At 37.0% G+C, this 9,199-nt stretch carries 9 protein-coding genes; 2 read left to right on the top strand and 7 right to left on the bottom strand.

The window, feature by feature from the left end; all coding sequences use genetic code 11:
- Nucleotides 1-533: 533 nt before the first annotated feature.
- From IGJ20_RS13325 to IGJ20_RS13300, 6 genes are all read right to left on the bottom strand, one after another.
- Nucleotides 534-737 carry a hypothetical protein gene (locus IGJ20_RS13325; RefSeq protein ID WP_430605294.1) on the bottom strand — a complete coding sequence of 68 codons (204 nt, stop codon included), beginning with the start codon at nucleotides 735-737 and terminating at the stop codon, nucleotides 534-536.
- A gap of 85 nt (nucleotides 738-822) precedes the next feature.
- Nucleotides 823-1,863 (bottom strand): relaxase/mobilization nuclease domain-containing protein, encoded by a 1,041-nt coding sequence (locus IGJ20_RS13320; RefSeq protein ID WP_010773542.1) that lies wholly within the window; start codon nucleotides 1,861-1,863, stop codon nucleotides 823-825.
- Entirely contained in the window at nucleotides 1,845-2,228 is a 384-nt protein-coding gene (locus IGJ20_RS13315) for a MobC family plasmid mobilization relaxosome protein (protein WP_011117545.1), read from the bottom strand. The genes IGJ20_RS13320 and IGJ20_RS13315 overlap by 19 nt, the downstream gene beginning before the upstream one ends.
- 603 nt (nucleotides 2,229-2,831) lie before the next feature.
- Nucleotides 2,832-3,140 (bottom strand): hypothetical protein, encoded by a 309-nt coding sequence (locus tag IGJ20_RS13310; RefSeq protein ID WP_010773555.1) that lies wholly within the window; start codon nucleotides 3,138-3,140, stop codon nucleotides 2,832-2,834.
- A 20-nt stretch (nucleotides 3,141-3,160) separates the two neighbouring features.
- Nucleotides 3,161-4,528, bottom strand: coding sequence for a bacteriocin secretion accessory protein (locus IGJ20_RS13305; protein WP_011117544.1), 1,368 nt, complete (start codon nucleotides 4,526-4,528; stop codon nucleotides 3,161-3,163).
- Between the two features lie 18 nt (nucleotides 4,529-4,546).
- The gene (locus tag IGJ20_RS13300; protein WP_011117543.1) at nucleotides 4,547-6,640 is read right to left on the bottom strand and encodes a peptide cleavage/export ABC transporter; all 2,094 of its coding nucleotides are present in this window, start codon (nucleotides 6,638-6,640) and stop codon (nucleotides 4,547-4,549) included.
- Nucleotides 6,641-6,864: 224 nt separating this feature from the next.
- Here IGJ20_RS13300 and IGJ20_RS13295 point away from each other — a divergent pair, with 224 nt between their 5' ends.
- Nucleotides 6,865-7,038, top strand: coding sequence for an enterocin 1071A family bacteriocin (locus IGJ20_RS13295; RefSeq protein WP_010773549.1), 174 nt, complete (start codon nucleotides 6,865-6,867; stop codon nucleotides 7,036-7,038).
- 32 nt (nucleotides 7,039-7,070) lie between these two features.
- The gene (locus IGJ20_RS13290; protein ID WP_010773550.1) at nucleotides 7,071-7,250 is read left to right on the top strand and encodes a lactococcin G-beta family bacteriocin; all 180 of its coding nucleotides are present in this window, start codon (nucleotides 7,071-7,073) and stop codon (nucleotides 7,248-7,250) included.
- A 980-nt stretch (nucleotides 7,251-8,230) separates the two neighbouring features.
- Here IGJ20_RS13290 and IGJ20_RS13285 read toward each other — a convergent pair.
- Nucleotides 8,231-9,199 carry a replication initiation protein gene (locus IGJ20_RS13285; RefSeq protein WP_010773543.1) on the bottom strand — a complete coding sequence of 323 codons (969 nt, stop codon included), beginning with the start codon at nucleotides 9,197-9,199 and terminating at the stop codon, nucleotides 8,231-8,233.

Below are 9,199 nucleotides of genomic sequence, written 5' to 3'. Positions count from 1 at the left end.
ATATAGTCACCTCTTGAAGAAAAGACTACCATATTGAAACGTATTTGTAAAACGTAATACGTTTATAAAGAAACTTCTAAACAGACAAAACTACGTTCATAAACAGACAAAACTACGTTCATAAACAGACAAAACTACGTTCATAAACAGACAAAACTACGTTCATAAAACGATAAACTCCTTTGAGGGCGTGGAGTACAGCCGACGGTAAAGAGGTTTAAAAGAGGTTTAAAAAGAGTTTATAAAAGAGGGGGGCAAAAATTCCCGCCTAAAAAAGACCTCTTTTTTCTAAAAACTGGTTCGCGTAATCAATAAACTGGAAATGCTTCGCTCACGTTGTTCGCTAAAAGGAGTGCTCGCTTTGCTCCCACATTGTACTTGCAGCGTTCCCTTTCGGTCACTCGCTAAAAGCAAACCCACAACAAGGAGACCTGTGGGATCGTCCTAACTGCCACTGTCAGCCTTTCTAAGACGAGTTAAGCATTCCTTGATAGTTTTCCTTGTTTGCGTCTTTCAGACGGTCAGGGCAAGCCCTAACGACCCTGGAAAAACGTGCCTAATAGATAGCCCACTGTCCAAAGAACAGCGAGTGTAATCAAGACAAAAACGGCACTCATGGCCACGTCTTTGATGTTATTCACTGTTTTTGCCTGGGCTAACTGTTTTCTAGCGAACATACCCATCGCTTCTTGCACTTCTTCTTGTGCTTTTTCCAGGTTTGCTGTCAGTTCTTTCAAATGGCTCACCTGTGCAAGGGCTTGGTGTTCGACAAGTAGGCGGTATTCTTGATTGATTTCTTTGACATGTTTGTCCAGGTAGTTTTCATAGTCCGAGAGAAGGACCTGATTGTCGTGGTGTAAGATCTGGTTCTGGCTGATGAGTGTGTCTAATTGGTCTTGTATCCGTCTGTTTAAGTGCTTCAACTCGTTCTCGATTTTTTCGCTCAGTTCGTTCTGATGGTGTTTCTGTTGCTTGTCGAAGTTGGTGCTTAAGGTCTGAAATTGCTGTTCCCATTCTGAAATCAATTGGGGAATCTCTTCTTGGATCGTGCGTAATTTCGTCACTTCCTCGACTAAAATCGCTCGTTCTAAGTCCATTTGCAAGCGTTCTTGCTTGTGTTTCAATTGTTCGTGTTTGTTCTCGGTGGTCCAACTCATGTTTAATCACGTCCTTTTCATAATCTGTTCCTAGCTTCGCTCCGCGAACCCTCTTATTCCCCTCTAAAAGCTCGTATACGACGTTTTGACCTCGTTCATGTAATTTTATACCTCTTTGATCCAAACCCTCTCTAAACGCCTTATATGAGCTTATAGAGCTATCCTTCATCAAGGCGTCGATTGTCTGCCTGATTTGGTCTTTCCAAACCCATTGCCCTTTTTCGGCGAGTTTTCGTTCGGCCATGGTCCGACGTTCCACCGCTTGTTTTTCGACGATCTGTAACTGGTGTTCCTGCAATAGCTGGTCATGGAGGGCAGATACGCGCTGAAAGTCGTTATGGTGGCTGTATTTGTTGCCGGTTTCTAAATTCACCGCATTGATCACCAGATGGTTATGGATATGGTCTGTGTCGGCGTGGGTATAGACCGCTACTTGATGGTTGGGGGCCATTTTCTCGGCCAATTCTATGCCTAACTGATTGATTTTCTTTGGCCCAAGTTGTTGGCTCTCTTGTGGGCTAAAGGATTGGATACACAAATGGGCTTGTGTTTTATCGGTTTTTGAGAAGAGTTGGCGAATCGTGGCCATTTCTTGCTTGGCGTTGGTGATTTCGCAGTTGACGCCGTCTTTTTCCACGGCGCGCTTTTCCGCATAGCTAATGGCCCGATTGCAACTGGTGGTACGCGCTAGTTTAATTGTTGCCATACCTGTTTCAACTCCTTTTGCACGTGTGCTAAGTTCTCGGCTAACCGTTTAGCCTGAACGTCTGAAATGTCGTGTTGATGGGTATTGCACCACTTGGCGATTTGATTCACATTTCCGCCTAGTTTGGCTAAGTGGCGGGCAATTTCCGTTCCTTGTTGTTTGTCAATTTTTGGTTGCTTGATTGTCCCAGAATCAAAGAATAAATTAATCAAGTGTTTTGAGAACTTTGGTAAGGTCATGTTCAGGCTACTGGCTTGTTTTTGCCAGCGTTCTTTCTCGGCTTCAGTTAAACGAAAATTCACTTGCGTATAGTGGCGCTTTTTGGGGGATTTCCGGTTCACTCCTTGCTCTTTTTCTTCTGTCATTGTGTTCGCTCCTTTCCTTCTCAAAGTCGGCTGTTCGCCGATTTGTTCCGTCACTTGGGTTGCGAGTTGTCTGTTCGACAATCTCACCCCAAGCAGACAGAGAAAACTCCTTCTTCAGTCGTTTCCCTTTGTCTGTTTTCGTGCCTACGGCTACGAAAAAAAATCAAAAGATCGCGCCAGAAAAATTCCCTATTCGGTCAATTTTCTTTAGCCTTTCTCTAGTGCCAATTGTTCGTTTGTCACTCACAACTCTCACAAGAGAAAACGTCAAGTTGTGCCCTATTCGGTTACACCTTTCCTCTAAGTTTTGTAGGTTCGTTGTTCCTTAGTCAGTCACCACTTACCAACAAAACAGGCAACCTCATTATGTGCCCATCCTGAGGTTTTGGCAAGCAGTTTATTTGCTAGCACTTCGTACTACAAATAGCTTGTTGGGGGTATCCCCCAATCCCCCGAACGTTGCTTGAAAAAGGTCGCCTGTACGGCGATTTTTCTCCAACGTTTTCAGGGTCGGTTTTCTGTTCGAAAACGCCCCTTTTTTCCTCCATAAATGGAGGAAAAGTTGCTTCGGATTATCGAAGCAACTAAACCCGTTCAATCGACTTACACTTCCTCGCGGAATTGTGCCAAAAATTGTGTTAATTCTTTGACCTCATTCGTATACCAATAGTTGCCTGATTCATTCCAGGTTAGGTTATTAGCAAACTGTTTTAATTTTTCTACTTGATCGTTTGTTATGCCGAGTGTTCCTGGTTGATAATTGGTGACGGCTTGTTGGGCTTCGTCAAAGGATTTCACTTTCGCTTTTTTGTAAAAGGCACGTCCTAAACGGCTGTATTCCTTTGCGAGTAGTTGCTTTTTCTTTTCTCGTAGTTTTTGTTCTTGGATTTGTAGTTTTTCTAACTCATTCATGATAATCCCTCACTCTTTTTCTATTCTTGATTTAATAACATATCTTTGATTTGTTGCCAATAGGTTTTCTTTCCAACAATGAGAGAAAGCTCCCCTGTAAGACCATAGCGACCGGTAAACTCTTTTGGAGGTTTTAGTGTGCCTTTTATTGTATAAAAAGCTCCTTGTTCAGTTGTCGTACTGTTTTCTGAAATTTCCGTTAGCGTTCCGTCGATTGTTTTAGTTGCTACTCCTTTCTTATCCAGTTTGAAATGTATTGCCATTCCAGGTTTGATTCTCATGCTTTCACTCGTAGGAATAAGTGCGGTAAACGTAAGTTGTGGGTCTTTTGATTTCGGATAAATTTCTGCCAACGTTGTGCCTTTCGGGACTTCCAATTGGTTTTTGACTTCCTCATTTACGTGAACAGTTCCTGTGATAGGTGCTTTCAACGTACTTTGTGCGAGTTGTTCGTTGATTGTTTTCAGTGCTGTCTCATTTTTCTTTTGGGTCTCGGTTAATTCTACCACTTTTTGTTTCGCTGTTGCCAAGGCTAGTTCTTTGGTTTGCTTTGTTTTTTCTGTTTGACTACTTACTTCATTATCAGACGTGGTTGGCGCTACTAGCTTTGATTGTTCGCTTTGAAGTTGCTCGATTTCTTTTTTTACCTGACTGATTTGTTCGTCGATTGTAGCCAATGTCGTTGCTTTAATTTGTTTCTTTTGTTCTTCTGGTACGTCGGTTAATTGAGATTGCCACGCCTGATACCTGGATGTGATTTCAGTTGAAAATCCCTCTAGGGATTGTTCATTGATCCATGCCGTGCGTACCTGCTCCCATTCCTTTTGTTCTTTTTGACGCGTAGTTAGTTGTTTTTCTAGTTGTTCTTTGGTTTTGTTGTACGCTTCTTGCTCCTTTTGTGTGTTTGTTTCACTTTGCTTTGAGGCATAGCGCGTTGCCTCTTTTTCAGCCAGAAAACTCTTTACTTGATTGCTATAGCCGAAGGAATCTTCTGTCTCAAATAAATTTTGTTCATTTGTTAGGCTGTCAATAAAAGTTTGTGCCGCTTTTTTTTGTTCCTCAATCGTTGTGTTTTCTTGCTCTAATTGTTTTTTTTCGTTTTGCAAAGGGGTTGTTTCAAAAGTGACTAACTCTTCGCCCTTTTTTACTGTTTGGTTTTCTTTCAGAGTATTTGTTTTTATCTTTGCTTCTACCGGTACTTGTAGTTTTTCTGTCTTTTGTGCCGTTAGTTGTGCAGGTGTTCGAATCACGACTTCTTTTTTCGCAAAAGCTAAAAATAAGGCCCCTAAGCACAAAAAAAGAATGACAGGATACAAGACCCATCGATAGAAGGTGTGGTGCTGTTGGCTATAAACACTCGAATGATCGAGCCAATCCTTTTGTTGCATCAATTTTTCTGTCCTTTCCTAAATATCCCATAACTGTTGATAAACCCCCTGATTATAACGGAGGTCGTCATGAGCCCCTTGTTCAACCAGTTGCCCTTCATGAAGAACTAGAATGTGATCGCACGCTTTAGCAATGGGCAAATGGTGCGCAATAAAAAGCAATGTTTTCTCTTCTAACGTTAGTAAATAATCAAGAATCGCATGTTCTAATAGTGTGTCTAATCCGCTAGTTGCTTCGTCTAAGATTAAAACATCCGCGTCTTTCAAAAGAGCACGAGCAATCGCCAATCGTTGCCGTTGTCCTCCTGAAAGATTCGCCCCTCCTTCTTCTAGTACCATGTCATAGCGTAAAGGCTGTTGTTCAATGAATGTGTTTAGTTGAACGGCTTCACACACTTCAATAATCCGTTCAAAACTAGGCATGTTCTGTAAGCCAAACGTTAGGTTTTCTACAATTGTCCCGCTAAAGAAAAAAGACTCTTGCGGCACATAGGTGACGTGTTCACGTAATTGTTGAAACGGAATATCTAAATGATTCATTTTTCCGTAGCGAATGGTTCCTTCTGAAGGCGCATAAAAGTTCACTAATAATTTTGCTAATGTTGATTTCCCTGAACCACTTACCCCAACCAAGGCGATTTTACTTTTCGGTGCAATGGTGCAAGAAATATTGTTTAAGGTAGGTGCTTTCATGTTATAGGAGAAGGAGACATTTTCTAGTCTTATTTCTTGTTGGAACGTTTGATTTGGAATTTCGCGTTCCGAAGAATCGTTTGTTTGTTCTGGTTCAATGGCAAAAATCTCGTTTAAGCGTTTGTTGGCCACTTGCGCTGTTTGCATTTTGACTTGTAGATTAATAATATTCTGTAAAGGATCCGTGAAAAACACCAACAAGGCATTGTAAGTAATCAATTGGCCAAGGCTAATCGTACCATCCATGACATAGAAAGAACCTAGCCACAAAATAAGGGCACTACTGATTAACTGAATAGCATGTTTAATCCCTTGTTGCACATTATCTAGCGTAACAGTCCGGAAGGACTTTTTCATTAATCGAATAAATTCTCGATCCACGCGATTATAGACTTTTTCTTCTCCACTGTAGGCCTTGATCGTCTCGATTCCTTTTAGGCTCTCGATAATACTTGAATTTAAGGTAGCGCCAGCCGCCATTTCTTCTTGATTGGCTTTTTCATAACTTTTGACAAAGGCTAGAATGGCCACAAAATAAAACGGTAACGAAGCTAAGGTAATTAAGAATAATGTACCATTTTGAATGGCTAAGGTAATCCCTACTAAGAAGACCATCCCAATGTCTAAAAAGACGGATAAGGTTGCACTGGCGAGGGCATCAATGATTTTATTTGCGTCTAGAAAACGAGAAATGATCTCCCCTGATTTACGGGTAGCAAAAAAGTTCATAGGTAAAGTAAGAACATGTTTAAAGTATTGAAGCATTACGGCCATGCTCATGCGTTGTCCTAGGATAACTAAGAGATAACTCCGACTGTATTCAAACAGGACACGGAACAGATAGACAGCAATCAAGCCAATCGAAACAATGTTTAAAGTAGAACGTGCTTGATTAGGAATAAAGTAATCTAAAATTCCTTGAAAATAGTAGGAGCTCCCAATCCCAAATAGCGTAATAAAAAGAGACGCTAAAATAATGTGAAAAACTAAGCCTTTTTGACGCCAAATAATGGGTAAAAAAGAGCTCAATCCAGCGACTTTTTCTTTGGTAGGAGTATAAGACTCTTTAGGTGTAGGTAACAGTAAAACGCCTGTCCATTCTTTGGAAAATTCTTCCATTGATTTTTTTACTTTTCCTACTGTTGGATCTGGATCAGCAATTAATAAGGTATCTCCTTTTATTCCATAAACCACGACATAGTGCATGTATTTATTGTCAATTAAGACATGCGCAATTAAAGGTAACGGTAATTCTTTTTCTTTCCATACTTCATTATCAGCTTGAATAGCAGGAGAATCAAAACCAATTTTTTCTAAAGTTCTTTTTAGACCAAAAGCGGAAGTTCCCTCTAAATCTGTTCCAGACAACTCACGTAACTTGTGAATGGGTATTTCTGTATTATAATGCTTTAAAATCATGGCAATACAAGCTACGCCACAATCTTTTTCGTCTTGTTGGTAAATAATCTTTTTCAAAGTTTCTCCTCACTTGTGTTATTATTCATTTATCAATATTACTATAATAAAATATTTTTGAAAACCTTTTTATATAATTAATTGACATAATAAAAAGACTTTGATTTAATAAATTAAGTAATATAATTCCAGAATTATATTACAAAAATAATTAGGGGGAACGATAAATGAAGCAATATAAAGTATTGAATGAAAAAGAAATGAAAAAAACTATTGGGGGAGAGTCGGTTTTTAGTAAAATAGGTAATGCTGTAGGTCCAGCTGCTTATTGGATTTTAAAAGGATTAGGTAATATGAGTGATGTAAACCAAGCTGATAGAATTAATAGAAAGAAACATTAAGAATCGAAATCAAATAGAGGAGATATGCTAATATGAAAAACATTAAGAATGCAAGTAATATAAAAGTAATTGAAGATAATGAGTTGAAAGCAATTACTGGTGGAGGACCTGGAAAATGGTTACCATGGCTACAACCCGCATATGATTTTGTTACAGGTCTTGCAAAAGGAATTGGAAAAGAAGGAAATAAAAATAAGTGGAAGAATGTATAATTAAAGAGTATAATAAAAACATATGGCGTTAACGCCATATGTTTTTATTATTTTTAAGGAGATAAATATGGATATTTTTATAAGCATCATAACCTTTTTTAATTTTATAACATTTTTATACATTTTAATTGGAATTGATATCAATTATTCAGATCATGCAATAAAAAAAGCTTATACATTTTTCTTTAGCGTATTCATTCTAATGGTTTTTACTATGATAGTACCTTTCAATTTAAGTCTGTTAACTAATTTGTTAGAATTGTTGAGCATAATTACTATTATATTTTTATATATAATTTTAAAAAAGAAATCAGTTTTAACAAAAAAAAATCAAACAATGTTTGTGTTATTCTTTTTTACTCAATGTATATACATTGTACTGAACTATTTAATTAAGTAAATTAATATATTATGGGCTCTTTCCTTTAACGTAATAATAAACCTGTGGTGCTAGTTGATTTTAAGAAAAATCAACTAGCACCACAGGTTTATTATATTTGTATTACCTTTTAGAAAAACGCACAATAATAATTAAGACCGTATAAATAATGAAATTAAGCTTACTAAGTAACTTGATGTTATAGCACTTAATGCTATACCTTCTAAAAATGAAAAATCATCTTTAAATGTATTTTTAATGGCTGGTTTAAGCAATAGTAAAAGGCCAGATAATCCAAGTAATAGAGACAGTCTAATTAAGATAAACGATAAGTTAAATATACTTAGAACGATAGATAATAAAATGCAGCCCCCTATAAGTATTAATGCTAATAATTTATATTTGTCCATATTTTTCATATACATAATACATAGATATAAATAAGAAATAATGCTTAATAGCGTAATAAATTTTAGTAAAAATAACATAGCAATCCCTCCAAAAGTAAAGTATTGAAAATAAATTTATTTAAGGTATTCAATAGATATTTGATATAGTTGGTTTAATATATTTATATTGCTGCTAAACTATGTGCTTCTTACTATAATTTATTGAAATTTTGTAAACCGCTAAGTATATCTTTTTTATCCCTTTTTGAAAGAGTAAATCTATCTTTATTCTCGGTCTGTATTTGCAAGCTTTTCTCGTCTTTTTTATTTTGCTCTAATTCTTTGAGTTGTTTTAATAAGTCTAATCTACGCTCTTGTTCTTTAATCTTATCGTCCAAAGTTGTTAGTTGTTCTTCATAATTTTTTTGCCCGTTTACCTGAGATAACGCCTGACTCTGTTCGATTTTAGTAGGGGCATGTTTATTGAAATCATTAGCATTTTTGATCTCGGGTTTAAACGTGAATTGATAACCAATAACGGGTTTACCGCGACCTCTTCCATATTTCTTTTTAATTGATAAACCTTTGAAGATAGCAGTAAGTTCTTGTTTAATAGGCTGTAAAACAGTTCTATCAATATCTCCTTGTTTATAGCTTTTTGGAATATCTAACAATTCTTGAAAGTCTTCTTTAGAGAAATACGCATATCCTTTGGTACGAAATTGTTTCAATAAACGAAACATGGTTTTAGAATAACTACTTTGTAGTTCATTGAATTGTTGTAATGAGTAGCGAACCCAAGAATCTAAGTCATTTAACAGAGGAAGTGCATCTTCGAAAATTTGAATATCTACATAAGGTTCGTCAGTATCACCGTTAATTTTGAATTTAGTAAACATCACAAAAAATTCTCTAGTTAAGCCACTTTGACTTCTCCTGCCGAATCGCAACTCTAAAATTTTTTTATATGTTTCTTCTAAATCATCAATGAAACGCATATTAGCAGTCGCTTTATAATTGCTTAATTCTTTTAATTGGTCAAAAGTAAAACGAACTGTCTTGTCGCCTTTTTCACGCATTCTAGAAACAATAGAGAAGAACAAGTTCATTTCTACAGGAGTAAATTTCCTCAAAGGAATGGTATTTAATTCTGAATGATACTTAACAAGTTCGTTTGCCAT

The sequence above is a fragment of the Enterococcus sp. DIV0294 genome (assembly GCF_050558155.1).
Classification (GTDB): domain Bacteria; phylum Bacillota; class Bacilli; order Lactobacillales; family Enterococcaceae; genus Enterococcus; species Enterococcus faecalis.
Note: the sequence above shows the minus strand (reverse complement) of the source record. Positions and strands in the feature narration are given on the sequence as shown.